Here is a 25,806-nt window from a genome sequence, read left to right on the forward strand (position 1 = left end):
TCTGGTTCACGACCCACGATCCTTCTCGCCTGGTCACGCCCGCTCCTCGGCCGACCTCCACAAGGTGACCTGCTGCTCGTTGGGCGGGACCGCAGCACGTCGTCGGCTTCCTCCAAGGACCTGGCCCACGGGTTGGCGCCGGCCCATCTCTCGACACCATACCTAGAGGTAGGTATGGTGTCGGCATGGACGATCTCGACCTCCCTCGCCGCGAACGCCTGCTCCGCGCGGCCCGTGACCTCTACTGGGCCCAGGGGGTCGAGGGCACGAGCCCCCGCCAGGTACTCGAGGTGAGCGGCGTGGGGCAGGGCAGCCTGTACCACCACTTCCCCACCAAGCACGACCTCTCGCTCGCCGCGATCAGCGCGACGACGCAGGAAGCGCTGGACTCCGTCTCGGGCGAGCTCACCGACACCGACCATCCGCCCGTGGAGCGGCTCGTGGCCTACCTCGAGCGGCCGCGCCCCGCGCTCGCCGGGTGCAAGATCGGGCGCCTGACGAGCGACCGGTCGGTCATGGCGGACGACGAGCTGCGCTCGCCCGTCCACGACTACTTCGCGGGCCTGGTCGCGCTGGTGCAGGAGGTCTTCGAGGAGACCGGCCTGCCCGACGACCTCGCGCACGACCGCGCGTACGCGGCGGTCGCGATCGTCCAGGGAGGGTACGTGCTCGCGCGCGCCCTCGACGACCCGGCGGCGCTGAGGGCCGCGGTCGACGGGTTCGTGTCGATGCTCGAGCCGGCTCTCCAGGCCGAGGTGGTGACCCGATGAACGGCGGACCGGGCAACGACGAGGGGTCCGGGCCTGGCGACGCACGGACGGTCGGACGGACCGAGGACACGGCGGACGGACCGAGCCTCCGCGAGCGGCTGCGCGCCCTGCCGACGTTCGGCCTTGGGCTGCCCCCGCTCGACCCGAGCGAGGCTCCGCCGGAACCCGTGACGCTGTTCCTCGAGTGGATCGGTCAGGCGATCGACGCCGGGGTGCCTCTCCCCCACGCCATGACCCTGTCCACCGCGGGCTCCTCGGGCCGGGTGACGGCACGCACCGTGATCCTCAAGGACGTCGACGCGTCGGGATGGTGGTTCGCGACCGGTTCGACGAGCCCCAAGGGCCGCGACCTCGCGGAGAACCCGAACGCGGCCCTCACGTTCCTCTGGCCTGCGCTCGGGCGCCAGGTCAGGATCGTCGGGCCTGCGCTCCCCGCCGACACCTCGACGAGCGCCGCCGACTTCCTCGCCCGCTCCGACGGTTCGCGCGCCGCCGCGCTGGTGGGTCACCAGAGCGAGACCCTCACGTCACGGCAGGAGTACTGGGACGCCTTCGCCGTCACGCTCGCAGCCGTGCAGGAGGACCCAGCGCTCCGGGCACCCGCCTGGACCGCGTACACGCTCGCACCCGCGTCGGTCGAGTTCTGGCAGGCCTCGGACGACCGCGGACAGACCCGGCTGCGCTACCGCGCGGCAGGACACCACTGGGAGAAGGGGCTGCTCTGGCCATGACAGGGACAACGCAGGACATGACATCACCGCACGCCGTCGACCCGGCACCCACGAGCCCGCTCGACGCCCCACAGGCAGCGCCCCGCGACGACCTTCCGGCGATCCGACGTGACGCGGCAGCCGCGCTGCGCGCGCTGATCCAGGCCACCCGCGGCGTCGACGACGACGCACTCGCGTCCCCGAGCTCGCTCGACGGATGGACAGTCGGGCACGTGCTGTCGCACGTGGCGATGGTCGGCGACGCCCTCGCCCGCCAGGCCGAGCTCGCCGCCCAGGGCGAGACCGCCGAGGTCTACGAGGGCGGGGCCGAGGGGCGCGCGGCAGGCATCGAGGCCGGCGCGCACCGTACCGGGGACGAGCACGTCGACGCGCTCACCGCGGCAGGCGCGAGGCTCGAGGCCGCGTGGTCCCTCACGGACAGCACGGGGTGGGGTGCAGGCGTGACCTACCGCGACGGGACCGTCGCCGACGTCCTCGACTGCTGGTGGCGCGAGGTCCGCATCCACGCGACCGACCTCGGTGAGGTCGGCACGGTCCGAGACCTCACGCCGTCGGGAACGTGGGGCCTCGCCTTCACGGGCCACCTGCTCGACTTCCTGAGCCCGCGCCTGCCCACCCCCGTGCTCGTGGTGCGGCTCGAGGACGGGGCGCGCTCCGTCGTCGGGCCCGAGGGCGTGCGGCCCGCCGCCGAGGACGCGGGCGACGACGACCTCACCACCGTGACCGGCAGCGCGGCGGACGTCGCCGCGTGGCTCGCGGGACGCGAGACGGCCATCGACCCCACGGCGCACAGGAACGGCAAGACCGTCGACCTTCCGGCGCTCGGTCCGTGGCCGTCGGGCGTCCCCGTCCGGCGTTAGTCGCGGCTCACACCCGGACCAGGACCGTCCCGTCCTCGACCGCCACCTCGAACGTCCGCAGCGCCTCGGGCTCCTTGCCGCTCGGGTCGAGGCACTCGCCCGTCGTCAGGTCCCACACCTGCTTGTACATCGGGGACGTGATGGTCGGGGTCTCACCCACCGAACCGACGATCCCGCGCGAGAGCACGTTCGCCCCCGAGTACGGGTCACGCTGCTGGACCGCGAGCACGCGGTCGTCAGCCAGGCGGTAGACCGCGACCTGGGTCCCCTCGACGAGCGCGGCGACTCCGCGCTCGGGGACGAGCCGCTCGAAGGGGCAGACCGTGGTCCATGCCGTCGCGCTCACTTGCGAACCTCCACCGTGCGGGCGATCACCGGGTTGTTGTCCGACGGCTCGCCGGGGCGGGCCGGGCGCACCTGCCCGCGCACGCCCACGTAGGCGAGGTCGGGGTCGTGCTGGTCGGGGGCGTTGACGAACGACACGAACCGCGACAGGCGGTCCGGGTCGTCGAGGGTCTGCGCCCACTCGTCGACGTACGACTCGACGTGCTGGGCGATCTCGGCCTCGAGGTCGGCCGCGATGCCGAGCGAGTCCTCGACCAGGACCTTGCGCAGCTCGCCGATCCCGCCCGGGAAGTCCGCGACCCAGGGGGCGGTGCGCTGCAACCGGTCCGCGGTCCGCACGTAGTACGCGAGGAACCGGTCGATCACGGCCACGAGCCGTTCGTCGTCGAGATCCTCCGCGAGGAGCTCGGCGTGGCGCGGGGTGAAGCCTCCGTTGCCGCCCACGTAGACGTTCCAGCCCTTCTCGGTCGCGATCACGCCCACGTCCTTGCCGCGCGCCTCGGCGCACTCGCGCGCGCACCCCGAGACCCCGACCTTGAACTTGTGCGGCGACCGCAGCCCGCGGTACCGCAGCTCGAGGCGCACGGCCATGCCCACCGAGTCCTGGACCCCGAACCGGCACCAGGAGGAGCCGACGCACGACTTCACGGCCCGCAGCGACTTGCCGTAGGCCTGGCCGGACTCCATGCCCGCGTCGACCAGTCGGCGCCAGATCTCGGGTAGCTGGTCGATCCGCGCACCGAACAGCCCGATGCGCTGGGCTCCCGTGACGCGCGTGTAGAGCCCGAAGTCCTTCGCGACCTGCCCGATCACGATGAGGTTCTCGGGCGTGATCTCCCCGGCCGGGACACGAGGCACCACCGAGTAGGTCCCGTCCTTCTGCAGGTTGGCGAGCGCCCGGTCGTTGGTGTCCTGGAGCGCGGCCTGCTCGCCGTCGAGGATGTACCCGCCCCACAGCGACGCGAGGATCGAGGCCACGACGGGCTTGCAGACCACGCAGCCGCGACCCGTGCCGTGCGCTGCGACGATCTGGGTGAAGGTGCGCAACCCATCCTGGCGCACGAGGGCGAAGAGCTCGGCGCGCGACATCGAGAAGTGCTCGCACATGGCCTTGGACACCGTCACGCCGCTGGCCTCGAGCGCGGTGTTGACGATCTTGGTGAGCACGGGCACGCACGACCCGCACACCGTCCCTGCCTTGGTGCAGGCCTTGACCTCGCCCACGCTCGTGCACCCGTGCTCGGCCACCGCCCCCCGGACCGTCCCGGCCGTGACGTTCGCGCACGAGCAGACCACGACGTCGTCGGGCAGGTCGCCCCCGAGCGCCGGCGCCCCGCCCTCCGGGGCGAGGAACGCCGACGGGTCCGCGCCCAGCGAGCGTCCCAGCATGGGGCGCAGCGACGCGTACAGCGCGGTGTCCCCCACGAAGACCCCGCCGAGCAGCGTGCGCGCGTCGTCCGAGACCACGAGCTTGCGGTACGTGCGGGCGACCGGGTCCGCGAACGTGACCTCGAGCGCGCCGGGCGTCAGCCCGAACACGTCACCGAAGCTCGCGGCCTCGATGTCGACGCCCTTGAGCTTGGTCCCCTCGGGAGCCGGGGAGTAGGTGGCGCTGCCGCCCAGGAGACGGTCGACCACGACGTCGGCCATGGCGTTGCCCGGCGCGACCAGGCCCACGCACTGGTCCTCGAACGACGCGCACTCGCCCGCGGCCCACACGGCCGGGTCCGAGGTGTGGCACGCCGCACCCACCACGACGCCGCCGCGCTCGCCGATCGCCAGGCCCGCCTCGCGCGCCACGCGGTCCCGCGGGCGGATGCCCGTCGAGAAGATCACGACGTCGGCCGGGATGCGCGACCCGTCCGACAGGTCCATGGTCCCCACCGCGCCGTCGCCCGCGGCCGTGAGTCCCGTGGCGCCCGTCGACGTCCGCACGTCGATGCCGCGGTCGGTCACGAGCACGCGCAGCGCCTCGCCGCCCGCGTCGTCGAGCTGGACGCTCATGAGCCGGTCCGCGAACTCCACGACGGTCGCCGACGTCCCGAGCCCCTGGAGCGCCGCTGCGGCCTCGAGCCCCAGCACGCCTCCCCCGACCACGACGCCGTGCAGCGTGCGCCCCAGGCGCTCGGTGCGCAGCTCGACGTACTCGCGCAGCGCCTGCACGTCGGCCATGGTCCGGTAGCTGAACACGCCCGGCAGGTCGGTGCCCTCGGTCCGCGGCGTCCAGGCCCACGACCCGGTCGCCAGGACCAGGTGGTCGTAGGCGAGGACCCGTCCCGAACGGGTCGTGACCGTCTGCGCCTCGCGGTCGACGGCCGCGACGGCGTCCCCGGTGACCAGCTCGGTGCGGGGGTCCTCCCAGACCGTCGGGTCCATCGTCAGGTCGTCCGCCGAGCGGCCGCCGAAGAACTCGGACAGGTGGACGCGGTCGTACGGGGCGCGGTCCTCGTCGCCGACGACGGACACCCGCCACTCCCCCTCGGGCGAGCGTGCGATCATCTGGCTCACGAACCGGTGGGCGACCATGCCGGCGCCGACCACCACGACGCGGCCGGGGGTGGGAGTGCTCATCTGGGGGGCCTCATAGGACGTTGGGGTGTGACGTGGAGCGAGGTGACGAGTCGAGGCCGACCGGGGCGGGATCTGCCTCGCGCACCATCCTCGTCCATAGATACGAGCGATCGTGGTCAAAACTGCTGATCAGCGCGTCGCGAGGACTTTCGAGGGGATGTCGAGGGACCTTGGTCCCGAGAAAGTGTGACCCACGACCGTGACGGACCGCACACCATGTGCACTCCTTCACAAGCGTAAAATCGAGCGCGTGGCGACTAAGAAGACAACGGGTCAGAACACCATCGACGTAGCCCTCATCGGCGGCGGCATCATGAGTGCGACCCTCGGCGCCCTCCTGAAGCTCCTCGAGCCCTCGTGGACCATCAAGGTCTTCGAGCGCCTCGACGCGGTGGCCCAGGAGTCCTCCAACCCGTGGAACAACGCTGGCACCGGCCACGCTGCGCTCTGCGAGCTGAACTACACCCCCGAAAAGGCCGACGGCACCGTCGAGATCTCCAAGGCGGTCGCGATCAACGAGCAGTTCGAGGTGTCGCGCGAGTTCTGGCATCACCTGCTCACCGGCGGTCACCTGCCCGAGCCCGCGAGCTTCATCAGCCACACCCCGCACATGACGTTCGTGCGCGGCGCGGCCAACGTGGACTACCTCAAGCGCCGCTTCACCGCGCTGAGCGCCCACCCGCTGTTCAGCGAGATGGAGTTCACCGACGACCCCGCGGTCATCGCGCAGTGGGCCCCCCTCCTGGTCCTCGACCGCGACAGCGACGAGGCCGTCGCAGCGACCCGCGCGACGAGCGGCACCGACGTCGACTTCGGCGCCCTGACCTCCCAGCTCTTCGCCTACCTCACGGCCAACGGCGTCGAGCTGAACCTCCAGCACGAGGTCAACAAGCTCAAGAAGCGCAAGGACGGCACCTGGGACGTCACCGTCAAGGACGTGTCCTGGAACGCCAAGGCGGCCCCGCGCACCGTGAACGCGCGCTTCGTGTTCGTCGGCGCCGGCGGTGGCGCGCTGCCGCTCCTGCAGAAGGCGGGCATCAAGGAGGCCAAGGGCTACGGCGGCTTCCCCATCAGCGGTGAGTTCCTGCGTACGGACGACCCGGAGCTCGTCGCGCAGCACCAGGCCAAGGTCTACGGCAAGGCCGACGTCGGCTCGCCGCCCATGTCCGTCCCGCACCTCGACACCCGCGTGGTCGACGGCAAGACGTACCTGATGTTCGGCCCGTACGCCGGGTTCAGCCCCAAGTACCTCAAGAAGGGCTCGCTGCTGGACCTGTTCACCTCGCTGCGGACCCACAACATCGGGTCCATGCTCGGTGCGGGTCTCAAGAACATCGACCTCACCCAGTACCTCGTGGGCCAGCTCCTCGCGAGCCCCGAGTCCAAGTTCACGGCGCTCCAGGGCTTCATGCCCACCGCGCACCCCAAGGACTGGGAGAAGATCACCGCGGGCCAGCGCGTCCAGGTCATCAAGAAGGACCCCAAGAAGGGCGGCGTGCTCGAGTTCGGCACCGAGGTCATCGCGGCCGCCGACGGCTCGATCGCCGGCCTCCTGGGCGCCTCGCCGGGTGCCTCGACCGCGGTCCCCGCGATGATCGACCTGCTCGAGCGGTGCTTCCCGCAGCGGTTCGCCACCTGGCGTCCCGAGCTCGCGACCATGATCCCGAGCCTCGGCCAGGCCCAGTGGGAGGCGACCGAGCTCGACTCGCTCTCCGCCGCCGCCGGCCCCTCGGAGGAGGCGGTCGGCGCCCGCTGACCTCGACGTCGCAGAACGAACCGGCGCCCCGGTCTCCGTACGGAGACCGGGGCGTCGGTGCTGTACGGGGCGGCGTCGGATCTGGGGCCCTCACGCCTGGGTCAGGGCTGCCGCTTCGCCTCCGCGAGCACCTCGTCGACCGCGTCCCAGAAGTCGACGCGGGCCTGGTGCGTGGCGGCCGGAGTCGCCCCCGGCTCGTCGAGACCGAACGGCCGGTAGGGTGCGATCGCGAGAAAGTGCCCGGCGCCCTTCTGCTCGACGGCCGTGACCAACCCCTGGTCGGCGAAGCGGGGCTTCACGTCGCGCAGCAGGCCGCACGCGTCCCACTGCGTATCGGCCGTCCCGCAGACCAGCACGACCGGGCCCTCGATCGCCTCGACCGGCACCTGGGTCTCGGGCGGCGTGCCGACCGCGCTGCTCGGCGCGCACGGCAGTCCCACCCCGTCGAACGTCCAGGCCGACACCCTCCAGTTCGGGTAGCCGCAGTACAGGCTGCCCGCACCGGTCGGCGCGAAGGCGCCGTACACCTCGTCAGGGCGGTTCGCGGCGAGCCACAGCGCCATCTCCCCACCTCGCGAGACGCCGAACGTGAAGACCCGGTCCGTGTCGACCCCTGGCTGCTCACGCAGCCAGGCGAGCCCGGTCAGGAAGGTCTCGACCGGCACCTCCGCGAGCTCGGTCGGCTGCCCCGGGCTCTTGAAGTAGCTGATCGCCAGGGCCGGGTAGCCGAGCGCGGCCAACGAGGTGGCCGCAGCTCGGGCATTGCTCAGCCCCCCATCCGACCCGCTGAAGACGAGCACGGCCGGCAACGCGGCGTCAGCCGAGAGCCCGGCCGGCACGGCGTACGCGGCCACCATGGCGTCGTCGGTCACGTCGCGGACCTCGACGTCCGCGCCGTAGCCCGTCCGCTCGACGACCGTCTCGGCGAGGGGCTCGCCGTCGGCGCTCAACGACAGCGTCACCGAGTGGTCTACGCTCCCTGCCTCGATACCGAGCCTGCTGCCCGTCATGGACCAGAACGGCCCCATCGCGTCGACCGTCGTCCACGACCCCTCGGTCGGGGCGGTCGTCGTGAGGTCGACCCGGCCGTCCTCGTCGGCCACGAACGTCGCCCGCGACGACATCGCCGCCCCGTCGAGGTCCGTCGTCGCGACCAGGCGCACCTCGCGTCCCGCACCGAGCCCGGTCAGCGTGATCGCCAGGGGGTCGAACGCCCCGTCCTGCTCGACGACCTCGATCGCCGGGTCCGGTTCCGGAGGCGCCGAGCACGCCGCGAGAGCCAGCAGCGAAGCGGTCAGCAGGAGGGCAACGGCAGGGACATGGTCACGTCGTCGGGGGGCCATGGGCAAATGTTCCCGTACCGCACTAATCCGGCACAACCCGCCACGCCGGGGCCGTGCGACGCAGGTCTCACCCCCGAGGACCGCGCGTGCCGACCACGTCCACCTGTTGGCGCGGGTCGCCCCGCCCGGCCGGTGGCAGGGTCCATCCGTCGTTCGTCCCGGCGGGGAACCGACCTCCTGCCGGCGGGCGCCGCACCGCCATCACCACGAGCGGCGCCACGAGCGCCGCGATCACGACCAGTCTCATCACGAGCTCCACGATGTCCATGCCTCCACCCTGGTCCGGCCGCGCGGCGCGCACGAGTGGCAGGAGAGACAGGTATCGACAAGATCCTGCCAGCGGCGTAGCGTCGAAGGATGTTGCGCACAGTGGCGGCCGTCGTCGCCGACGGACTGGCCCCGTTCGAGTTCGGCGTCGTGTGCGAGGTCTTCGGCCTCGACCGCACGGACGACGGGGTGCCCCTCGTCGACTTCCGCGTCTGCGGCCCGGTCGCCGGAGTCCCTGTCCGCACGAGCATGGGCGCCTCGCTGATCCCCGACCACGGTCTCGACGCGCTCGAGGACGCGGACCTGGTCGCGGTCCCCGCGATGACCATCCGCGACGAGTACCCGCAGGAGATCATCGACGCCCTGCGCGCAGCACACGCGCGCGGCGCCGTCCTGCTGAGCGTCTGCTCGGGCTCGTTCCTGCTCGCCGAGGCGGGGCTCGTCGACGGGCGCCGCATCACGACCCACTGGCGCCACGCCGACGAGCTCACGGCCCGCTACCCGCAGGTCGAGGTGGACCCGGACGTCCTGTTCGTCGACGACGGCGACATCATCACGAGCGCGGGCACGGCCGCGGGGATCGACGCGTGCCTGCACATCGTGCGCAAGGAGTTCGGCAGCGCAGCGGCCAACGCGATCGCGCGCCGCATGGTCGTCCCTCCCCAGCGCGACGGCGGCCAGCGCCAGTACATCGACCGCCCCGTGCCGCAGTGCGAGGAGCAGAGCATCCGCGACGTGCTCGCCTGGATGGACGAGCACCTCGACGAGCCCCAGACCGTCGAGGACCTCGCGCGCCGCGCCCACCTGTCGGCACGCACGTTCGCGCGGACGTTCGTCGCCGAGACCGGGACCACCCCCATGCAGTGGCTCGCGACCCAGCGCGTCCACCACGCGCGGACGCTGCTCGAGGAGTCGGGCCTCGACCTCGAGGAGATCGCGCGCCTGAGCGGGTTCGGTTCGGCCGCGCTGCTGCGCCACCACTTCCGGCGGGCGGTCGGCGTCCCGCCGACCGACTACCGCCAGACGTTCCGCCACGCGTCCTGAGTCTCTCCCTGGGCGAGGCGCGCACCCGGGGGCGCGGCGCCGTCGGGCACGGTTCTCCACGTTGCACGACGGCGGCACGCGCCTAGGGTCGAGAGGGTCCGGTCCCGTACGACGTGAGGCGCGCTCCATGACCATCCCCACCACCCTGCTGTCCTCCGGCCACCCCATGCCCCTGCTGGGCCTGGGCACCTGGCCGCTCGACGACCACGCCTCGGCGCGGGCGGTCGAGAGCGCGATCGGGCTCGGGTACCGGCTCGTCGACACCGCGTCCCGCTACGAGAACGAGGTGGGCGTCGGGCAGGGCATCGCCGCGTCGGGCGTGGACCGCGCCGAGCTGTTCGTCACGACCAAGCTCCGCGGGGCGGACCAGGGGTACGACGCGACGCGGGACGCACTGCACGCGAGCCTCGACCGGCTGGGGCTCGACTACGTCGACCTCTACCTGATCCACTGGCCGCTCCCCTGCCTCGACCGGTACGTCGAGTCGTACCGCGCGATGCTCGACCTGGCCGCCGAGGGCCTGGTCCGCAGCGTCGGCGTCTCGAACTTCCGCGAGCACCACCTCGACCGGCTGATCGCGGAGACGAGCCACGTCCCGGCCGTGAACCAGATCCAGCTCTCGCCCGCGCTCGCACGCACGGACCTGCGGCGGTACCTCACCGAGCGCGGCATCACGGTCGAGGGCTGGAGCCCGCTCGGACAGGAGGAAGGCGTCCTGACCGAACCCGTGATCCAGGAGATCGCCTCGGCCCACGGCCGCTCCGCCGGACAGGTCGTGCTGCGCTGGCACGTCCAGCAGGGCATCGTGACGATCCCCAAGTCCGCGAGCGCCGAGCGCCAGCGCTCCAACGCCGAGATCTTCGACTTCGCCCTCACCGAGGACGACATGGCCCGGATCGCGGGTCTCGACCGCGGCGAGGACGCCGCGCGCGACTCCGACGAGCACGAGGAGTTCTGATGAGCGACCTGCCGACCGTCACCGTGCTGGGCACCGGGACCATGGGGACCGGGGTGACGCACTCGCTGCTGCGCGAGGGCTTCGACGTCACGGTGTGGAACCGCACTGCATCGCGCGCCGCGCCGCTCGCCGACGCCGGAGCGCTCGTGGCCCCGACCGCCGCGCAGGCGGCGCACGGTGCCGACGTCGTGCTGAGCATCCTGTTCGACACGGCCGCGGTCCTCGATGTCCTCGACGCCGCCGGCCCCTCGGTCGGCACGGGGGCCGTGTGGGTCCAGGCGTCGACGATCGGGCGCGAGGGGACGGCCCTCGTCGTCGAGCGCGCGCGACAGCTCGGCGTCACCCTGGTCGAGGCGAACCTGCTCGGTACCAAGCAGCCCGCCGAGGAGGGGAACCTCGCCGTGCTCGCGGCGGGAGACCCCGACGTCCTGGCCGGTATCGCCCCCGTGCTCGACGCGATCTCGGCCAAGGTCGTGATCGCAGGCACCGAGGTGGGCCAGGGCACCGCGCTCAAGCTCGCGTGCAACGCGTGGCTCGCGACGATCACCGCGGGCACGGCACAGTCGATCGCCCTGGCTCGTGCCGAGGGGATCGACCCCCACCTGTTCCTGGACGCCATCGCGGGCGGCGCGTCCGACTCCCCCTACGCCCACCTCAAGGGGGCCGAGATGATCGCGGGCGAGTTCGCGCCGCAGTTCGCGCTCGACGGGCTCCGCAAGGACATCGGTCTCATCTCCGAGGCAGCGGCCCAGGCGCACCTCGACCCCGCGCTGCTCGACGCGCTGGCAGACCTCTACGCGAGCGCGGCCGCGCGCGGGCACGGCGGCGACGACATCGCGGCCGTGTACACGGCATTCGGCACGGCCCGCGCGACGCCGGCGCCTCACGCCTGACGGGCCCGGTCTGCAGCGCGTCGGCGTGCCGACCGGGCCGCACGACGCCTCCGGTCCGGTGCAGACCTGGTCGGGTCCGCACCGGACCTTCGTCCTTTCTCCACGCGGATCGTGAAGTCGCACGTAGACTCGGTCCATCTGTACAACGGGCAACTCGCTCACCTCCGCGGCTGGGAAGTCGAACCCGGCCCCTGTGAGGGACTATGACCGACACTGCCGTCCGCCCCGGATTCCGCCCGACCAAGCCACGTACCGGCGACGGGACCAGCGTCACCAGCACCTACACCGAGCTGTCCAAGCGCATCCGTGAGGCGGGTCTGCTCGAGCGCACGCACGGCTACTACGGCTGGGTCGCGGCGATCCTGACGGTCGCGCTGGGCGGGGCCGTCGCCGGGTTCGTCCTGCTGGGCGACTCGTGGTTCCAGCTCCTCATCGCGGGCGCGCTGGGCCTGATCCTCACGCAGTTCGCGTTCCTCTCGCACGAGGCCGCGCACCGCACCATCCTCACGTCGGGTCCTGCGAACGACCGCGTGGGGCGGTTCCTGGCCAACGGCGTCGTCGGCATCAGCTACTCGTGGTGGATGAACAAGCACACGCGTCACCACGCGAACCCGAACCGGGTCGGCAAGGACCCGGACATCGAGACCGACACCATCTCCTTCCTCGAGGAGAGCGCGGCCGAGCAGAAGGGCTTCCTCGCCCTCATCACCCGCCACCAGGGCTGGTTGTTCTTCCCGCTGCTCACGCTCGAGGGCATCAACCTGCACATGATCTCGATCCGCTCGCTGCTCGCGTCGGCGAAGAGCCGCGCCCGGACCCTGGAGCTCGTCACGATCGCGCTGCGCCTCACGCTCTACGTGGGGGTCGTCTTCTGGTTCCTGCCGATCGGCATGGCGTTCGCGTTCCTCGGTGTACAGCTCGCAGTGTTCGGTGTGTACATGGGGGCGTCGTTCGCGCCCAACCACAAGGGCATGGCGATCATCCCCGCGGACAGCAAGCTCGACTTCCTGTCCAAGCAGGTCCTGACCTCGCGCAACATCACGGGCGGCCGCGTCATGAACGTCCTCATGGGCGGGCTCAACTACCAGATCGAGCACCACCTGTTCCCGAGCATGCCCCGCCCGCACCTCGCCAAGGCCCGGCTCATGGTCCGCGAGCACTGCGCACGCCTGGGCATGCCGTACACCGAGACCAACCTGCTCGCGTCCTACGCGATCGTGGTCCGCTACCTCAACCGGGTGGGCCTCGCGGCACGCGACCCGTTCGACTGCCCCATGTTCAACCAGCTCCGCAAGGTCTGAGCACTCCCCCGGTCCGCGCCAGGACGAGCGGGGCACGGGGCTCGTGCCTCCTGACGCGACCCGTCATGCCCCGTCGAGCGCACGCACCGGTTGCCGCAGCACCGTCCTGAGCTTCTCGGGTGCCGTCCGGCGCACGTCACTGAGGTAGACCTCGTGGTGCGGCCCGTCGAACGTCAACCCGTGCTCGGGCAGGTACTCGTCGTGCAGCCGCGCGAGCGTCGGCGCCTCGTCGTCGTAGGAGCCCACGTGCAGGACCTGCACGCAGTCGCCCTCGTCGTACGCGGCGAACCGTACGCGATCGAGCGCCGGCAACCCCTTCTTGCGACGCGTCGCCTCGGCCACGTCCGCGACGAACGCGTCGTCGAGCCAGCCGGGCTGCAGGACCATGAGCGTCCAGCTCCACGCGTCCTTGTCGCGGCGCACGAACGCCGCGGGGTCCTCGGCGGTCCACAGGCCTTCGAGCGGCCCGACGACGTAGTCCCTGCCCAGGTCCTTCTTGCTCGCGAACTTCACGGCGTACGCGAGCGAGAACAGCGCCTCGACGGCCTCGGCGTAGGCCGGGGCCGAGTTGGGGTCGCCCTCGCCGTCGATCTGCAGGTAGTTCAGGGGCGGCACGACGACCCGGACGAACTCGCGCGGCGGTGAGTACAGCTCGCGGTACTCCTTGCGCAGGTCGACCTTGTCCATGGGGTCCTCCGGGCTGTCGGGCTGTCGGGCTGTCGGGACCATGCTCACCCCGTGCGGACGGCACGGCGAGCGGACGGCCCGCGGTGGGCGCCGCCGTCGGGCCGTGGACTCCCGGAGGACGTCGAAGAGGTGAGCCACGTCGCCCTGCCTGACGACGTCGCTCACCTCCTCCCCCTTGCGTCCGGCGCGGGTTCGCACTCCCGCGCCGGACCTCAGAGCGCCTGGATGATGTGGTCGACCTGATCCTTGGCGTCTCCGAAGAGCATCGCGGTGTTGTCCTTGAAGAACAGCGGGTTCTGGACTCCCGCGTACCCCGTGGCCATCGACCGCTTGAACACGATCACCTGCTTGGCCTTCCAGACCTCGAGCACGGGCATGCCTGCGATGGGTGAGCCCGGGTCGTCGAGCGCCGCAGGGTTGACCGTGTCGTTGGCGCCGATCACCAGCACCACGTCGGTGTCCGGCAGGTCGTCGTTGATCTCGTCCATCTCGAGGACGATGTCGTAGGGCACCTTGGCCTCGGCGAGCAGCACGTTCATGTGCCCCGGCAGACGCCCCGCGACCGGGTGCACGCCGAACCGGACGTCGACCCCCCGCTCACGCAGTCGGCGCACCAGGTCCGCGACCGGGTACTGCGCCTTGGCCACCGCCATGCCGTAACCCGGCGTGATGACGACCGTGCGCGCGTGCTTGAGCAGGTCCGCGACCTCGGCCGCCTGCACCTCGCGGTGCTCGCCGTAGTCCTGGTCAGAGGCGACGACCTGTCCGCCCTCCGCTCCGAACCCGCCCAGGATCACGCTGACGAACGACCGGTTCATGGCCTTGCACATGATGTAGCTGAGGATCGCACCCGAGGAGCCCACCAGGGCTCCCGTGATGATGAGCAGGTCGTTGCTGAGCATGAAGCCCGCTGCCGCCGCGGCCCACCCGGAGTACGAGTTGAGCATCGACACGACGACCGGCATGTCGCCGCCGCCGATCGAGGCGACCAGGTGCCAGCCGAGCGCGAGCGCGACCACGGTCATGAGGATCAGCGGCAGCAGACCGTGGCCCGCGATGAACCAGGCCATGAGTCCGCCCGAGGCGACGAGCGCCCCGAGGTTCCACCAGTTGCGGCCCGGCAGCATGAGCGGGTTCGACCGGATGCGCGCCGACAGCTTGAGGTAGGCCACGATCGAGCCCGTGAACGTCACGGCGCCGATGAGCACCCCGAGGAAGACCTCGACCAGGTGCACCACGTCGCCCTGTTCGGTCAGGTACGAGTTGAACCCGACGAGGACCGCAGCGAGGCCCACGAAGCTGTGCAGGAGCGCGATCATCTCCGGCATCTGCGTCATCTCGACGCTGCGCGCACGCCACGTCCCGACGACCGCGCCGATCACGAACACCATGCAGATGAGCAGCAGCGTCACCATGACGGGACGCTCGCTGTCCTGCAGCGCGAGCGCGACCGTGGCCACGAGGGCGAGCCCCATGCCCGTCATGCCGAGCAGGCTGCCGCGACGGGCCGTCTCCTGCTTGGACAGGCCCGCGAGGCTGAGGATGAACAGGACGGCTGCGATGACGTAAGCAGCCTGGACCAGGGAGGTCAGCACGGGTCAGGCCTCCTTCCGGAACATGCCGATCATGCGGTAGGCCACGAGGAACCCACCGAAGATGTTGACGGAGGCCAGGGCGGCCGCGACGAAGGCGATCGTGGTGACCACCCAGCTCGAGTCGCCGATCTGCAGGAGCGCGCCGACCAGGATGATCCCGGAGATCGCGTTCGTCTGGGCCATGAGAGGGGTGTGCAGCGAGTGGCTCACGTTGGAGATCACGTAGTAGCCCACGACGACCGCGAGCGCGAACACCGTGAAGTGCCCCACGAACGCGGGCGGCGAGAACGTGATGGCCAGCGCGGCCAGCACCGCGGCCAGGGCGTACCCGACCGCCCGGCGGGTGCCGCGCCGTCGGGCCTCGTCGAGGGCCGTCGCGGCGTCGAGTGCAGCCTGGGCCTCGTCGACCACGGGCGCTGCCGGGGCCGCGGGGGCCGCGGCCGAGACGGCGACCGGGGGCGGCGGCCACAGGACCTCGCCCGCGCGCGCGACCGTCATGCCGCGCAGCACCTCGTCGTCCAGGTCGAGCACGACCTGCCCGTCCTGGCCGGGGGTCAGGAGCTTGAGCAGATTGACGATGTTCGTGCCGACGAGCTGCGACGTGTGCTTGGGCATGCGGCTCGTGAGGTCCGTGTAGCCCAGGATCACGACGCCGTTGTCCGTGACGACGCGCTCCCCCGGCACCGTGAGCTCGCAGTTCCCGCCGCCCGAAGCCGCGAGGTCCACGATCACGCTGCCGGGCCGCATCGCGGCGACCATCTCGGCGCTGAGGGTGCGCGGGGCGCGTCCCCGCACGAGCGCCGTGGTGATGACGATGTCGGCGCGCGCGCTCTCCGCCGCGTACATCTCGCCGGTGAGGCGCTCCTGCTCGGCCGTCAGCGCGCTCGCGTAGCCGTCGGTGCTGACCTCCTGGCGCGCGCCCTCGGCCTGGACGAACTCGGCGCCCATCGACTCGATCTGCTCACCGACCTCGGGCCGCACGTCGAACGCCCGCACCTGCGCGCCCAGGCTCGCGGCAGTGCCGATCGCCGCGAGACCCGCGACGCCCGCGCCGATCACGAACACCGACGCCGGGGCCGTCTTGCCCGCCGCGGTGACCTGGCCGGCGAACATGCCGCCGTACTCCTCGGCCGACTCGACCACGGCGCGGTACCCCGCGACGTTCGACATCGCGCTGAGCACGTCGAGCGACTGCGCGCGCGAGATGCGCGGCACCGCGTCGAGCGCCAGGGCCGTGACACCGTGGTCCGCGAGCTGCTGGACGAGCGCCTCGTTCGAGCTGGGGGCCAGCATCGCGATCAGCATCTGCCCCTGGGTCAGCGCCGCGACCTGCGCGGCCGAAGGGGCGTTGACGGCCGTGACGACGTCCGCTCCCCACGCCTGCGCCGCGTCGCCCAGGCTCGCGCCCGCGTCCGTGTACGCCTCGTCGGGGTAGCTCGCGCGCTCACCGGCGCCGCGCTCGACCACGACGTCGTACCCCAGGCCCACGAGCTGGGCCACGGTCCGGGGCGTCGCGGCGACGAGCCGCTCGCCGGGACGGGTCTCTCTGGGCACGCCGATGCGCATGCTGACCTCCTTGCTCGGATGGCTGCACGGTATCGGTACGGCAAAGGATCCGCCGCAAAGCACGCATCGTGGACGGATGTCGTCCATGCGGATCGCTGTCCGGGACGCGCGACGGGTGGTCCGGCCCTCGCTGCCCGGCGACGTCAATCACCTGGCGCGCTCTGCGCGCCCTTGGCTATGGTCACCGCATGAGCAGATCCGGCCCGCCCGACGCACGCGGGCGCCTCGTCGAGGACCCGTTCGACCACCGCGTCACGGCGTCCGGGACCGTCCTCGCTTACCGGGGCGGGCGGCTCGTCGCGACGATCTCCGGCGCCCGGGCCGCACGGTTGATCACCGCGCTCGCGACGGCCGACGCGGACCGGACCCAGCACCTGCTGGCGCGGGCGACCGGGAACTACCGTCGAGGCAACGAGCGGCGGTGAACTACCCGCTACCGACGTAGCGTCACGGTCCTGGCCAAGAGAGGATAGGCACGACCTCGTCGTGCCTGTGCGAAGAGCGCTACCGCGGACGCGACGAGGCGCATCACAAGTCCTCGACAGGCGGACCTGTCCGGCTCGTCCACCGCGGGCCGGTACGAGCACCCACGAGGCAATCGCGCCGACACCGAGACCTGCGGCGGCGCCGCGACGCCGCCAGAGCGTTTGATCAGCACGACATCACCCCCACGGGTCGTCGCTGGCGAGCGAGGTCTGCGGTCGGGACTCGTCCATCCGGCTTCCGTCGAGCCGTCCAGCCACCCACGAGACAGACCGCGGGCGTTCCCCGGAGTCCTCCGTGACGAATTCGTTCAGTACCTCCCGCACCTGGCTGATCGGCAGGGCGCTTCGTTCGGAGAAGAACGTCGGGACGTGCGGGTCCGCCACGACGTCCGCACGCACAGGACCCTGCGCACCACCGTCCGACACCCAGACCTGACCTGCCGTGGCGCCGTACCGCTCGTGCGCCGTGCCGGCCATCCACACGACCCCGCCCGACGCCGTCTCGCAGTTGGCGCCCACGCGCAGCAGACCGAGATCGACTCCGAGGGGCATCTCCGGGGAGTCGGCCAGCGACCCTGGTGAGGGGGCCGCTGCCACCCACAGCCACGCGTCGGACCACAGCTCGAACCCTCCACCACGACGAACGGGCGGCCTCATTACGTGCGCCACAGCAACATCAGCCAACCGCTGCCGATCACTTGACATCACAGCCGAGTGCCAGACCTCGCCACACAGCAGGTAGATCACGAGCCCACTCCTCTACCCCACACTCGCCAAATACCTGCGGGACGTCAGCCCCCAACCGCGGAGCATTCCACGCCTCACCGGGCAACTTTACCGAGCTCCGCTGGGGCACCGACACCCATCCAGACGCGAGCCATCCGATGCCGACCCGGCATGATCTCCTGCATCACGACCAAAATCCCTTTGCCCAACGATAGTTGGCGGGAGAACTTGTTCACTACTTCAGTGCCCCGCCGTTCGGAGCGCTCACTCGGACACCCACGATGCCCAGTACCGCACGGTTCACCACCGGCGCGAGCCGACGGGCCCCGCCGCGAGCCCCGCAGGCGCCGATCCCGATGGAGTTGATGGAGAGAACGGTGCAGATCCTGAAACGCCGCTCCTCGGCTCGCGCCGACTAGAATCAGTGCATCTCCGTGAGTACGATCCAGAGCTTTGATGATTCCTCCGGATCATCCCCATACACGTCAACGGTGTTTCGCTCTCTCGCAACGGGCAGACGGAGGTCGACAGCCCCATCTGGATCATAGATGGCTAGGCTTGCACCCGGAAGGACGAGGTCTCCGGTGTACAGCCGACCAACCCCCTCGGGTGCATACGGGCCTTCTACGCACGCAATACTCACCAATCCGCCCGCCGCCGGTCGGATCGATACGTAGAGAGAATCCGGCCCGGCGTGAAGTGGCTGCACGCTCGGATCCCAATCACTGTGCGCATCGGTGCTAGCGGGCGCAGACACGACCACGAGCCCAAAAGTAAACCTGGCCACACAAGCTCCATAGAGTCGATCCATCACCAGGTCCACGTCAGCGCGCTGGAAAATCATATCGTTCCCTCAGATCCCGTTGATAATTCTAGCCCGCTGACGAGAATGTGCACCACCGTGCGGAAACCCGGGAGTTTCTGGACATCTACAAACTTCCCATACGAAGCGGCTTCGGCCCTCGCGCAACCAGATTCGCACCCAAAGCCCCGAGCCCGCCCCCCACCAAAGTGGTCTCAATGATGGAAGCACCCGCCACTTCCTCGACATCGACGCTGAGTAGCGAAGCACGCTCAGGAGCACAGAGGACGAATCCATCTGTCATCCACCTTACCGCGAAAGGAACCAGATCAGACTGAACAATACCTGGCGAAACCTCAATCCATGCCACTCCAGGAAGATCCATAGTCAAGACGACAAGCCGCTCGCCACGCAATGGCGTCAGGTCGCATGACCGTGAGACCTCGTCAAGACTCTCCTTGTTCAACCATCGTTGAATGACTCGCTCGCGAGAGCCGCCGAGCTCGACAGCAGCCCTGTTCAGCCGGGCCGACTCCTCGAAGTCACACCATTCACCCACCAATTGATAACCATGATCACCAAAGGCCGTGGAGATTGCCGCGCCGGCCATCTTCGCTCTCCTCCTCCAACGAGCATTTTCAGCCCTCTTCGCAACATCAGACACAGGGGACTCCACCATAGTTCGCCTTCGCCTTCCCGCTCGAAACACGAAGGCGGCCAAGAGTGTCCTTCTGGCCACCCTGCTTGGCTTCGCAAACGTCCCAGTGCGGACCATGGGGAGCTTCCGAATTCAGGTTGTTCCAATTGTCGACAGCCAACCATGTCCTCCCGTTGTGCTCATAGACGTGCGGATACAACCGCGAGCCAGTGTCCACCCAGTCGCGCCATGGGAAGTGCCGATCCACGCTCGCGTGCCGCGCCAGCCATCCACACGATCCCGCCCCACGCGGTCTCGCAGTTGGCCCCCACGCGCAACAGCCCGAGATTGACCCCCAGCGGCATCGTCGGCGAGTCGACCATCGAGCCCGCCGTGGAAGACGCTGCCACCCACAGCCACGCTTCGGACCAGAGCCCAAACTCTCCACCACGACGAACGGGCGGCCGCGTCACGTGCGCCAGAGCAACATGAGCCAATTTCCGCCAGCCGCTCGCCGTCACCGCCGAGTGCCAGTCGTCTCCGAACAGCACCTAGATCACGAGCCCACTCCTCTACCCCACTTGCCATGTACCTGCGGGACGTCAGCCCGAGGAGTCAGTTCGCCACACCTTACAATTCCACCCTGCAATCAGCCAAGCCGAGGATGCAAATTCCAGAATTGAGGGGTCCACCAGTAGAGAACAACTCGGTCCTCCGGCCAGGGGCGCCAGCTTTCAAGCGTCGCTTCGAAGACGTCCCGAGACATATCGATTACCCGCCAGCACGGAGAACGAAACTCGCACTCCTCAGCACCTCTAACTTTAGTCAGAAATCTCTCCTCCGAGGCCTCAAGAAGCTGATAGTTCGCCTGAGCCTCCACCAACGAGACCTTATTCGAACAGCCTTCAAGTAGCGGCCAGCGGAGCTGTGTTTCATCGTCTTCCCAGAAGCAAACCGGGCAGATCAACTGGGATCCCGGCCCGCTATCGAAGACTCGATACCCGCAGCACGGGCAGGGGAACTTCTCATCACGAGCGGACTTGACAATCATTCCATCACTCCAATCGGTGTGGCAGCAGGTCCTGGGAGCGCTCCAACACCACCGCCACTCGCAATCGCGAACTCCGTTATCCCCCCGTTCCCTGATTGGGCGGACTCAGCAGTTGAGAACCTGCCGCCACATCGTCGGAGACACTCGTCAGTGTCGGCGCTTCGCGGTCGACTCGATCAGCGCAACCGCGAGCCAGTGTCCACCCAGTCGTGCCATGTGAAGTGCCGATCCACCAGGTGCAAGGGACGAGGCGAGTGGATCGGCGCCCCGAGCGAGCAGGTAGGCCGTGACGTTGACCTGTAGCGGCTCTCCGCTTTGGACATGTCCGTCCAGCTCGACGTCGATCGCATGCTGCAGCAGCGTCAGGCCACCTTCGATCTCCTCGACGTCGACTCCACCGTCCAACAGGTCTCGAAGGCGGAGAAGGTCCCCGTGCTCGACCGCCTCATGCGCCGGTGTCATCCTGCACTCCCCTGTTCACTCTCGTGTCACACCGCACGCGGCCGTCGCCAACGCACGATGCATCCACGCCTAACCGGCCAGATTCTGATCGCCGAGGTCAGTGTGGCAGGTCAGTCTCTCCCTTTTCGACGACGCCGACACACGCGAGATGCTGGAGTTCGCGCTGCCGACAGTGTCCGACGCCCACACCCTCATGGCGTCGAACACATCCAGCGAGCGCTCGTCCAAGGCGCCCAGACCCTGACGTCCAGTCCGTCTTAGACCGAACACTTCGCGTGTCGACCTCGAGCGAGAAGCCACCACGCCGATGCCCGGTATCCAACTCTTCAGGCTCGCCCTCAGGCGAGCGACGCCAGCACCTCGTTGAACCCCTCGGTCGAGGACGGGTGGGTGTAGATCGCGTCGCGCAGCTCTGCGGCGCTGACGCCGTGCCGTATCGCGAGCGCGACCGTGTTGATCAGCTCCTGCGAGTCGACGCACAGGAGCGCGGCGCCGAGCACGAGGCCGCTCGTCGCGTCCACGACGAACTTCATGAGGCCGTCGGTCTGCTCGACGATCCGCGCCCGCGGCATCGCGGCGAGGGCGGCGACCGCCTTGCTCGCCACGAGCACGTCGTGGCCTGCTGCACGCGCTTCCCGCTCGGTGAGGCCCACGCGCGCGAGAGGCGGCGAGACGAACACCGTGTAGGGCACGGCTTCCCGGTCCGCGGTCGACCGTTCCCCCGACCCCACGAGCTGGTCGAGCACGATCCGCGAATCGTCGAGCGAGATGTATGTGAACTGCGGGCCGCCGTTGACGTCCCCGACGGCGTACACCCCGGGGACATTCGTCCGCAGGTGGTCGTCGACTTCGACCGCACCCCGGTCCGTGGTGCGGATCCCCGCGACGTCGAGCCCCAGCCCTGCGGCGACGGGACGCCTCCCCACGGCGAGCAGGACCAGGTCGCCGGTCACGGCACCTCCTGGCGTCACGCTCGACGCGCCCGCCGACGGCACCGCCTCGTAGGTGACCGTCGCGCCGTCGTCGGCGTCCTGGATCGAGGTCGCCCGCACGCTGGTGAGGAACGTGACGCCCTGGCGTTCCAGGATGGCGCGTGCGGCGTCCGCGACGTCGTCGTCCTCCCGACCGAAAACTCGGCTTGCCGACTCGAGGACCGTGACCTGCGAACCGAACTGGGCGTACATGCCCGCCAGCTCGATGCCCACGTACCCGCCGCCCACGACGACGAGGCGCTGCGGGAGCTCCTCGGTCGCGATGAGCTCGGTGCTCGTCACCACCCGCGAGCTCCCCTCGACTCCCGGGATGTCGGGGATCACGGGCTCGGAGCCCGTGTCGATCACGACGGTCTCGGCGTCGATCCGCAGGACGTCGTCGCCCGCGCGGACCTCGACCTCGCGCGGCCCGACGAACGTTGCGCGTCCCGTCACGACGGTCACAGAGTCGATCACGTCGAGCATGTCGAAATTCTTGCCCCGCAGCAGCGCGGTCAGGTCGGCCTTGCGGGTGACCGCGCGCGCATACCAGTCCGCGGGCGTGTCGCCGGGCCTGCGTGACTCGGCGTCGTGGACCAGCGCCTTGGTCGGCACGCACCCGATGTTGATGCACGTCCCGCCGTACATCTGGTCGGACTGCTCGACCATCGCCACACGCAGCCCACGCCGCCCCGTCGCGGCGGCGACCGTCTTGCCGCCCTTGCCGAAGCCGATGACGAGCAGGTCGACGTGCAGGGTGTCCATGAGGCTGCCTCCTTGGCGAAGCGACGGTGCCGTGTGCACGGCCCCCTCCCCCGAGTCAACCAGGAAGCCGGTGGGCGGGCAGCCTCTACCCGAGCCCCTCTCGATGAAGCGCCGAGATCGCGCCTTCTTCAAGGTCGACGTGCCGGCCTCCGCCAGGTTGAGGAGGTCTGCCCGGACGGATGCATAGTTGACGTGGGCGGGCACATCGATCGCCCAGAGGGAGATTCCCGGCGGGCCAACCTCCCACTCGCAGTTTGCAGCGCGCAGCATGGCGGCGACCTGCCCTTCTGCCCGCCCCTCCCTGAGGATGATGCGCAGCGACGAGCTGCCCGACTCAGAGATCAGCTCCTCGAAGACGAAACTCCCTGCGCTCATGGTCAGGCCGGATGCGCACGACATCACCGAAAGAGATGCCCCTCACGTAGAAGGGGACGTTCAGAACGCGCACCTCTAGCCTGGCGGACTTCTCGGTCCAGAGTCGCTCTACGCCGACCCCTGTGCTGCACGTAACGTTTGTCCGGCAGGTCAAAGGCGACGGTACAGGCGCTCGCTCATCCGATTCCCCTACTCCCCAGCCGTCGTCCGCTCGCGTCGCTCCGAGCCCACTCAAACGTTTCCGGTCGCCGGGACCTCTCACTTCCTACCCGTCAGGCCCGGACTCCGGGATCACGCATGGCGCTGCGACGCCGCAGGAGCGTCTGATCAGCACGACGCCACCCCCACGGGTCGTCGCTGGCGAGCGAGGTCTGCGGTCGGGACTCGTCCATCCGGCTTCCGTCGAGCCGTCCAGCCACCCACGAGACAGACCGCGGGCGTTCCCCGGAGTCCTCCAAGACGAACTCGTCCATCACCTCACGCACCCGGCTGATCGGCAGAGCGCTTCGTTCGGAGAAGAACGTCGGGACGTGCGGGTCCGCCACGACGTCCGCACGCACAGGACCCTGCGCACCACCCTCCTACACCCAGACATGACCTGCCGTGGCGCCGCGCCGTTCGCGTGCCGTGCCGGCCATCCACACGACCCCGCCCGACGCCGTCTCGCAGTTGGCGCCCACGCGCAGCAGACCGAGATCGACTCCGAGGGGCATCTCCGGGGAGTCGGCCAGCGACCCTGGTGAGGGGGCCGCTGCCACCCACAGCCACGCGTCGGACCACAGCTCGAACCCTCCACCACGACGAACGGGCGGCCTCATCACGTGCGCCACAGCAACCTCAGTCATCCGACGCCGGCCGCTCAACGTCACCGCCGAGTGCCAGACCTCGCCACACAGGATCACGAAAGCTCTCCTCGGCCGCACACGCGTCATGTACCCGCGGCGCGTCGGCCCGAGGTCGCCGTCAAGACGACCGAGAGCCCCATCGACAGCACTGCCCGTGGGGCTCTCGAATTCACGCTGCGAAACTACTTCCTCGGCATCAGGAGTACGTTCTGAAGATCACCCTCAGCGAGCCATTCCTCAGATTCGTGATACTCGACAAGCTCGCGAATCGCAAGCCGCACCTCCGGATCGATTGACCGAATGGCTTCATTGAAGGCGCCCACGGCCACCGAGCCGGCCCGGACCAGGATTAGCAGAACATTCCCGCTGTTATCACGAGGGATGGACAGAAGTTCCTTCGCCGCATCGGCCACCCCCAGCCCGAGGTCCGCTTGAGGGAATCGATCCAAGGCCGCGTGCGCCGCTTGATAGGCCCCGTAGTCCTCGTCGGCCTTCAACGAAGAGACGATCGCAGCAACGCCAGCCGGACCTTCGTCGCCGGTCACCGAATCAGCCAGCTCGACATATCGATTCCACCGGCGCTCCGCCTCGCCGGGGGAAGCAACCTCGTCATCATCTTGCACCAGGTCACCGCACTCGGCGATCCCGATTCTCCAGTCCAACGACACCCGAATCTCACCTCTTTCTGATACGTCTAGGGTTTCTGTTGTTCTGAGGCACATTTGCGAAGAGCCCTATTTTGGCTCAGACTCATCCACATCTCCACGATCGCATCATCGTATTTGCTTCCAAAACGGGAGCGAATGTCGTCAATGTCCATTTGCATGGCACCACAGAAATCTCCGGCGTCTATCAGTTCACTCTGTCTCATTCGCCAAGCCATAGAGGCGTGCGATGACCCAGTGCTATAAAGTGCGCGATGGTCGTCGTATTCCATCCGAATCGACGGGCCGCGGTGGTTGCCGAGAGGGCTCGATGCGTTGGCGGGGGATATTTCCCGCTCCAGCGGGCCACAGATCCCCATACCTTCCGCCGTTCGCGATCGGGCAGTTGTGAACAAGGACCGCCGTAGCCCACGCCAGCACATGGTACGTGTGGTCGGTGGTGACGGTGAGGTTGTAGGCGGGCGCGTAGACCGTGTTACCGAGGTCGATCCCGTCGACGCTCGCCGTAGCCCCTGTCGCGGTCAGGACGGCCTCACCAGCTTCGAGTTCGTCGGCACGCTCGAAGCGCTGGTCGGTCACGGACCAGAACGGATGGTCCTCGGTCGTGGTGATCGACGCTCCTGCCACGACGAGAGTGACCATGACGTCGTCGTGCACATGCTGAGCAACGACCTCACCAGTTCCGGCAGGCGCCCCCTCCCCGCCAGCTTCCTCTGGGGTCGAAGCAACCTTGTCCCCCGGGCCGACCTCATCGATCCGCTTCGCCGATCCATCCGCCATCAGAACGGCCGTCGCACCACTGAACGAGCATTTTGCTCCAGCTGACGGTCCGCCGGGCCGCGCGTTCGACGTACCAGATGGAGCCGTCGACGGCTTGGGCGTGTTCGCCTGGATCGGCTTCGTCCCCGCGACCTGTGCCGCCCTGTTTCGAGCCTGGCTCACCGCGCTCCGCGCCGAGGAGGCGACCCCTTGCCCAGCCTTCGAGGTACTCGCCCGCGCAGCAGCCACGGCACCCTGCACTGCACGGTTCGCAACTGGCGCGATCCACCGCGAAGCCGCAGCACCGATCCCGAACCCCAACAGCCCGCCGGCACCACCGAACGCCGTCTCTACCGCCAACGACTTCCACGAGAACGGCTTCCCCGATGACGACTGGCGGATCGTGTTCGTGATCGCCCCGGCCAGCGCCTCGCCGGCCACGGCACAGGCGACCGACCCCCAGCCGACCGTGAGCGCAGCACACCCGACCCCCACGACGGTGCCCACGACACCGCCGATGATCTCGGCCTTGTTCTTACTGGCCCACTTTCCGACCGCCGACGCGCCCTTCTTGAC

At 69.5% G+C, this 25,806-nt stretch carries 25 protein-coding genes and 1 pseudogene; 9 read left to right on the forward strand and 17 right to left on the reverse strand.

Annotated elements, in window-relative coordinates; all coding sequences use genetic code 11:
* Window positions 1-185: 185 nt before the first annotated feature.
* From ACFWGN_RS12960 to ACFWGN_RS12970, 3 genes are read left to right on the forward strand one after another with little or no spacing between them, the layout of a single operon-like run.
* Entirely contained in the window at window positions 186-770 is a 585-nt protein-coding gene (locus ACFWGN_RS12960; RefSeq protein WP_377617289.1) for a TetR/AcrR family transcriptional regulator, read from the forward strand.
* Window positions 767-1,501 carry a pyridoxal 5'-phosphate synthase gene (locus ACFWGN_RS12965; protein ID WP_377617291.1) on the forward strand — a complete coding sequence of 245 codons (735 nt, stop codon included), beginning with the start codon at window positions 767-769 and terminating at the stop codon, window positions 1,499-1,501. The genes ACFWGN_RS12960 and ACFWGN_RS12965 overlap by 4 nt, the downstream gene beginning before the upstream one ends.
* A gap of 17 nt (window positions 1,502-1,518) precedes the next feature.
* A complete protein-coding gene (locus ACFWGN_RS12970; RefSeq protein WP_377617293.1) occupies window positions 1,519-2,361 on the forward strand; it encodes a maleylpyruvate isomerase family mycothiol-dependent enzyme in 843 nt (280 codons plus the stop codon).
* A 7-nt stretch (window positions 2,362-2,368) separates the two neighbouring features.
* Here ACFWGN_RS12970 and nirD read toward each other — a convergent pair whose 3' ends face one another.
* Complete coding sequence (nirD, locus tag ACFWGN_RS12975; RefSeq protein WP_068625094.1) at window positions 2,369-2,707, reverse strand: nitrite reductase small subunit NirD; 339 nt, start codon at window positions 2,705-2,707, stop codon at window positions 2,369-2,371.
* Entirely contained in the window at window positions 2,704-5,277 is a 2,574-nt protein-coding gene (gene nirB / locus ACFWGN_RS12980) for a nitrite reductase large subunit NirB (RefSeq protein ID WP_377617295.1), read from the reverse strand. Before nirB ends, nirD begins: the two co-directional genes overlap by 4 nt.
* Window positions 5,278-5,518: 241 nt before the next feature.
* Between nirB and mqo the strand changes: the two genes are divergently transcribed.
* On the forward strand, window positions 5,519-7,033 hold the full coding sequence (gene mqo, locus ACFWGN_RS12985; RefSeq protein ID WP_377617328.1) for a malate dehydrogenase (quinone): 1,515 nt from the start codon (window positions 5,519-5,521) through the stop codon (window positions 7,031-7,033).
* Between the two features lie 101 nt (window positions 7,034-7,134).
* On the opposite strand, the gene ACFWGN_RS12990 is transcribed toward mqo, so the two are convergent.
* Window positions 7,135-8,376 (reverse strand): acyl-CoA thioesterase/BAAT N-terminal domain-containing protein, encoded by a 1,242-nt coding sequence (locus ACFWGN_RS12990; RefSeq protein ID WP_377617297.1) that lies wholly within the window; start codon window positions 8,374-8,376, stop codon window positions 7,135-7,137.
* A gap of 67 nt (window positions 8,377-8,443) precedes the next feature.
* Window positions 8,444-8,644, reverse strand: coding sequence for a hypothetical protein (locus ACFWGN_RS12995; protein WP_191805494.1), 201 nt, complete (start codon window positions 8,642-8,644; stop codon window positions 8,444-8,446).
* 89 nt (window positions 8,645-8,733) lie between these two features.
* Between ACFWGN_RS12995 and ACFWGN_RS13000 the strand changes: the two genes are divergently transcribed.
* The 4 genes from ACFWGN_RS13000 (at window position 8,734) to ACFWGN_RS13015 (ending at window position 12,839) form a co-directional block, all read left to right on the forward strand.
* On the forward strand, window positions 8,734-9,687 hold the full coding sequence (locus tag ACFWGN_RS13000) for a helix-turn-helix domain-containing protein (protein WP_377617299.1): 954 nt from the start codon (window positions 8,734-8,736) through the stop codon (window positions 9,685-9,687).
* Window positions 9,688-9,814: 127 nt separating this feature from the next.
* Window positions 9,815-10,645, forward strand: a complete 831-nt coding sequence (locus ACFWGN_RS13005) for an aldo/keto reductase (protein ID WP_377617301.1) — start codon at window positions 9,815-9,817, stop codon at window positions 10,643-10,645.
* The gene (locus tag ACFWGN_RS13010) at window positions 10,645-11,538 is read left to right on the forward strand and encodes an NAD(P)-dependent oxidoreductase (protein ID WP_377617303.1); all 894 of its coding nucleotides are present in this window, start codon (window positions 10,645-10,647) and stop codon (window positions 11,536-11,538) included. The genes ACFWGN_RS13005 and ACFWGN_RS13010 overlap by 1 nt, the downstream gene beginning before the upstream one ends.
* Window positions 11,539-11,741: 203 nt before the next feature.
* Window positions 11,742-12,839: a fatty acid desaturase family protein gene (locus ACFWGN_RS13015; RefSeq protein ID WP_377617304.1), complete on the forward strand. Its 1,098-nt coding sequence runs from the start codon at window positions 11,742-11,744 to the stop codon at window positions 12,837-12,839.
* Between the two features lie 63 nt (window positions 12,840-12,902).
* Here ACFWGN_RS13015 and ACFWGN_RS13020 read toward each other — a convergent pair whose 3' ends face one another.
* From ACFWGN_RS13020 to ACFWGN_RS13030, 3 genes are all read right to left on the reverse strand, one after another.
* Window positions 12,903-13,526 (reverse strand): GyrI-like domain-containing protein, encoded by a 624-nt coding sequence (locus ACFWGN_RS13020; protein ID WP_377617305.1) that lies wholly within the window; start codon window positions 13,524-13,526, stop codon window positions 12,903-12,905.
* A 212-nt stretch (window positions 13,527-13,738) separates the two neighbouring features.
* Window positions 13,739-15,121 carry a Re/Si-specific NAD(P)(+) transhydrogenase subunit beta gene (gene pntB, locus ACFWGN_RS13025; RefSeq protein ID WP_377617307.1) on the reverse strand — a complete coding sequence of 461 codons (1,383 nt, stop codon included), beginning with the start codon at window positions 15,119-15,121 and terminating at the stop codon, window positions 13,739-13,741.
* A gap of 3 nt (window positions 15,122-15,124) precedes the next feature.
* Window positions 15,125-16,687, reverse strand: coding sequence for a Re/Si-specific NAD(P)(+) transhydrogenase subunit alpha (locus ACFWGN_RS13030; RefSeq protein ID WP_377617308.1), 1,563 nt, complete (start codon window positions 16,685-16,687; stop codon window positions 15,125-15,127).
* Between the two features lie 188 nt (window positions 16,688-16,875).
* Here ACFWGN_RS13030 and ACFWGN_RS13035 point away from each other — a divergent pair, with 188 nt between their 5' ends.
* A complete protein-coding gene (locus ACFWGN_RS13035; RefSeq protein WP_377617310.1) occupies window positions 16,876-17,112 on the forward strand; it encodes a hypothetical protein in 237 nt (78 codons plus the stop codon).
* A gap of 237 nt (window positions 17,113-17,349) precedes the next feature.
* On the opposite strand, the gene ACFWGN_RS13040 is transcribed toward ACFWGN_RS13035, so the two are convergent.
* The 10 genes and pseudogenes from ACFWGN_RS13040 to ACFWGN_RS13085 form a co-directional block, all read right to left on the reverse strand.
* The gene (locus ACFWGN_RS13040; RefSeq protein WP_377617311.1) at window positions 17,350-17,829 is read right to left on the reverse strand and encodes an Imm1 family immunity protein; all 480 of its coding nucleotides are present in this window, start codon (window positions 17,827-17,829) and stop codon (window positions 17,350-17,352) included.
* Between the two features lie 998 nt (window positions 17,830-18,827).
* Window positions 18,828-19,310, reverse strand: a complete 483-nt coding sequence (locus tag ACFWGN_RS13045) for a hypothetical protein (RefSeq protein ID WP_377617312.1) — start codon at window positions 19,308-19,310, stop codon at window positions 18,828-18,830.
* Between the two features lie 676 nt (window positions 19,311-19,986).
* Window positions 19,987-20,388: a CPCC family cysteine-rich protein gene (locus tag ACFWGN_RS13050; RefSeq protein WP_377617314.1), complete on the reverse strand. Its 402-nt coding sequence runs from the start codon at window positions 20,386-20,388 to the stop codon at window positions 19,987-19,989.
* Window positions 20,389-20,535: 147 nt separating this feature from the next.
* Window positions 20,536-20,850, reverse strand: a complete 315-nt coding sequence (locus tag ACFWGN_RS13055; protein WP_377617315.1) for an ankyrin repeat domain-containing protein — start codon at window positions 20,848-20,850, stop codon at window positions 20,536-20,538.
* 338 nt (window positions 20,851-21,188) lie between these two features.
* On the reverse strand, window positions 21,189-22,586 hold the full coding sequence (locus ACFWGN_RS13060; RefSeq protein WP_377617330.1) for an FAD-dependent oxidoreductase: 1,398 nt from the start codon (window positions 22,584-22,586) through the stop codon (window positions 21,189-21,191).
* A 147-nt stretch (window positions 22,587-22,733) separates the two neighbouring features.
* A pseudogene (locus tag ACFWGN_RS13065) lies at window positions 22,734-22,985 on the reverse strand (DUF4265 domain-containing protein); the annotation flags it as partial.
* Complete coding sequence (locus tag ACFWGN_RS13070) at window positions 22,921-23,223, reverse strand: DUF4265 domain-containing protein (RefSeq protein ID WP_377617316.1); 303 nt, start codon at window positions 23,221-23,223, stop codon at window positions 22,921-22,923. The gene ACFWGN_RS13070 and the pseudogene ACFWGN_RS13065, both read right to left, overlap by 65 nt.
* 319 nt (window positions 23,224-23,542) lie before the next feature.
* Entirely contained in the window at window positions 23,543-23,779 is a 237-nt protein-coding gene (locus tag ACFWGN_RS13075; RefSeq protein ID WP_377617317.1) for a hypothetical protein, read from the reverse strand.
* Between the two features lie 209 nt (window positions 23,780-23,988).
* Window positions 23,989-24,474: a hypothetical protein gene (locus ACFWGN_RS13080; RefSeq protein WP_377617319.1), complete on the reverse strand. Its 486-nt coding sequence runs from the start codon at window positions 24,472-24,474 to the stop codon at window positions 23,989-23,991.
* Window positions 24,475-24,711: 237 nt separating this feature from the next.
* Window positions 24,712-25,806 (reverse strand): polymorphic toxin-type HINT domain-containing protein (locus ACFWGN_RS13085; RefSeq protein WP_377617320.1); only part of this gene is annotated, 1,095 nt, incomplete at its 5' end.

Origin of the sequence: Oerskovia sp. NPDC060338 (assembly GCF_042726295.1) — a bacterium.
GTDB lineage: Bacteria > Actinomycetota > Actinomycetes > Actinomycetales > Cellulomonadaceae > Oerskovia > Oerskovia merdavium.

Coding starts and splice junctions, on each gene's coding strand:
- ACFWGN_RS12960 (WP_377617289.1), top strand. CDS start 186: ATGGACGATCTCGACCTCCCTCGCCGCGAACGCCTGCTCCGCGCGGCC.
- ACFWGN_RS12965 (WP_377617291.1), top strand. CDS start 767: ATGAACGGCGGACCGGGCAACGACGAGGGGTCCGGGCCTGGCGACGCA.
- ACFWGN_RS12970 (WP_377617293.1), top strand. CDS start 1,519: ATGACATCACCGCACGCCGTCGACCCGGCACCCACGAGCCCGCTCGAC.
- nirB (WP_377617295.1), bottom strand. CDS start 5,277: ATGAGCACTCCCACCCCCGGCCGCGTCGTGGTGGTCGGCGCCGGCATG.
- ACFWGN_RS12990 (WP_377617297.1), bottom strand. CDS start 8,376: ATGGCCCCCCGACGACGTGACCATGTCCCTGCCGTTGCCCTCCTGCTG.
- ACFWGN_RS12995 (WP_191805494.1), bottom strand. CDS start 8,644: ATGGACATCGTGGAGCTCGTGATGAGACTGGTCGTGATCGCGGCGCTC.
- ACFWGN_RS13000 (WP_377617299.1), top strand. CDS start 8,734: ATGTTGCGCACAGTGGCGGCCGTCGTCGCCGACGGACTGGCCCCGTTC.
- ACFWGN_RS13005 (WP_377617301.1), top strand. CDS start 9,815: ATGACCATCCCCACCACCCTGCTGTCCTCCGGCCACCCCATGCCCCTG.
- ACFWGN_RS13010 (WP_377617303.1), top strand. CDS start 10,645: ATGAGCGACCTGCCGACCGTCACCGTGCTGGGCACCGGGACCATGGGG.
- ACFWGN_RS13015 (WP_377617304.1), top strand. CDS start 11,742: ATGACCGACACTGCCGTCCGCCCCGGATTCCGCCCGACCAAGCCACGT.
- ACFWGN_RS13020 (WP_377617305.1), bottom strand. CDS start 13,526: ATGGACAAGGTCGACCTGCGCAAGGAGTACCGCGAGCTGTACTCACCG.
- ACFWGN_RS13030 (WP_377617308.1), bottom strand. CDS start 16,687: ATGCGCATCGGCGTGCCCAGAGAGACCCGTCCCGGCGAGCGGCTCGTC.
- ACFWGN_RS13035 (WP_377617310.1), top strand. CDS start 16,876: ATGAGCAGATCCGGCCCGCCCGACGCACGCGGGCGCCTCGTCGAGGAC.
- ACFWGN_RS13040 (WP_377617311.1), bottom strand. CDS start 17,829: ATGAGGCCGCCCGTTCGTCGTGGTGGAGGGTTCGAGCTGTGGTCCGAC.
- ACFWGN_RS13045 (WP_377617312.1), bottom strand. CDS start 19,310: ATGGCCGGCGCGGCAATCTCCACGGCCTTTGGTGATCATGGTTATCAA.
- ACFWGN_RS13050 (WP_377617314.1), bottom strand. CDS start 20,388: ATGATTGTCAAGTCCGCTCGTGATGAGAAGTTCCCCTGCCCGTGCTGC.
- ACFWGN_RS13055 (WP_377617315.1), bottom strand. CDS start 20,850: ATGACACCGGCGCATGAGGCGGTCGAGCACGGGGACCTTCTCCGCCTT.
- ACFWGN_RS13060 (WP_377617330.1), bottom strand. CDS start 22,586: ATGGACACCCTGCACGTCGACCTGCTCGTCATCGGCTTCGGCAAGGGC.
- ACFWGN_RS13075 (WP_377617317.1), bottom strand. CDS start 23,779: ATGAGGCCGCCCGTTCGTCGTGGTGGAGGGTTCGAGCTGTGGTCCGAC.